The following is a 1,166-nucleotide window of genomic DNA, read 5'->3' as shown; positions in this document are numbered from 1 at the left end:
GACGGATGAGCAACTGTGTTCGTCAGGACCTGTTTGGATTCCAAGGTTCGTTGTTTTGGATCATCGCGCTGAGGATGGTCAGGATCTTTCGTGCCACGGCGACGAGAGCGACCTTCGGCTCCTTGCCCTTGGCGATGAGACGCTGGTGGAAGGCCTTGAGGACGGGATTTGAGCGACTGGCGGTGAGGGCAGCCATATAGACCACCCTGCGCACGGCGTGACGACCGCCCCAGATAATGCGGCGGCCTTTGAAGGTGCCGCTATCGAAGTCGTATGGGGCCAGGCCAGCAAGGGCTGCGATTTCGCGCCGCGAGGCCTGCCCTATCTCCGGCGCCAAGGCCAGCACGGTATGGCTGAACACCGGACCGGCACCGTGGAAGGACTGGATCAGGCGGTCCCTGGCCGCGAACGCCGGCTGGCTGGCGACAAGATCGGCCATGCGCTTGGCCAGCAGTGCGATATCGAACTCAATGCGGCGCAGACGCTGGGTGAAGATGCGCTTGACCGTCGGCTCGCGGACCTGCTCGAGCTGATTGGCCAGGCTGACCTTGTCGTCGCTGAGCTGCCTGCGGGCCACGACCAGATCGGCCAGTTGCTCGGCGATTGGGTCGCACTGCACCGGCCGGGTCGGCAGTTCGGCGGTATAGCGTGCAATCAGCAGGGCATCGATGCGGTCGTTCTTGGCCAGTCGGCCAAGAACGCGGGCATAGTGGCGCAGCTTGTGCGGATTGACGTTCCTGGCCGGTAAACCCGCCTTGCGCAGCGCCTTGGCCACGCCGCGCTCATAGCCTCCACTCGGCTCCATGCCGATGGCGCGCACGTTGCGGCCTTTCAGCCACTTGCTCAGCTTGGCCCATCCGTCCTTGTCGTTGTCGAAACGCGCTTGTTCCTGCGTCTGGAACACGGCCACGTCGAGCCATCGCTTGGCAACGTCGATGCCGACATCCTGAACCGTTCCTGCAGCCATCTTCTCGGTCCCTTCCTTGTGTGCGGGGGCTTGCCCCTTGCAACTGTTCGGGTTCACAAAAGAAGGCGGTCGGGCCCCAGCTCATCCACGGTTTAGGCTACCTGAGGGGTGACGGGCTCTCGACCGCCGCCACGGATCAGGCAAGCACCTGGTCCGTGGCACCCCTCAACAATGCACGATTCCAGACACACAAGGGGTG

Annotated in this window: 1 protein-coding gene; it reads right to left on the bottom strand. The window is 63.5% G+C overall.

The genetic code is table 11. From position 1 onward, the window contains the following. Window positions 1-22 precede the first annotated feature (22 nt). Entirely contained in the window at window positions 23-967 is a 945-nt protein-coding gene (locus EN738_RS34470) for an IS110 family transposase (protein ID WP_189606143.1), read from the bottom strand. Window positions 968-1,166: the final 199 nt, after the last annotated feature.

It is taken from the genome of Mesorhizobium sp. M4B.F.Ca.ET.017.02.2.1, assembly GCF_003998955.1.
In the GTDB taxonomy this organism is placed as follows: domain Bacteria; phylum Pseudomonadota; class Alphaproteobacteria; order Rhizobiales; family Rhizobiaceae; genus Mesorhizobium; species Mesorhizobium abyssinicae.
The sequence above is the reverse complement of the archived record's forward strand: the minus strand, read 5'-3'. Positions and strand labels throughout refer to the sequence as shown.

What these genes read in the sequence shown, in the direction of transcription:
- EN738_RS34470 (WP_189606143.1), bottom strand. Translation starts at nt 967, where the DNA reads ATGGCTGCAGGAACGGTTCAGGATGTCGGCATCGACGTTGCCAAGCGA.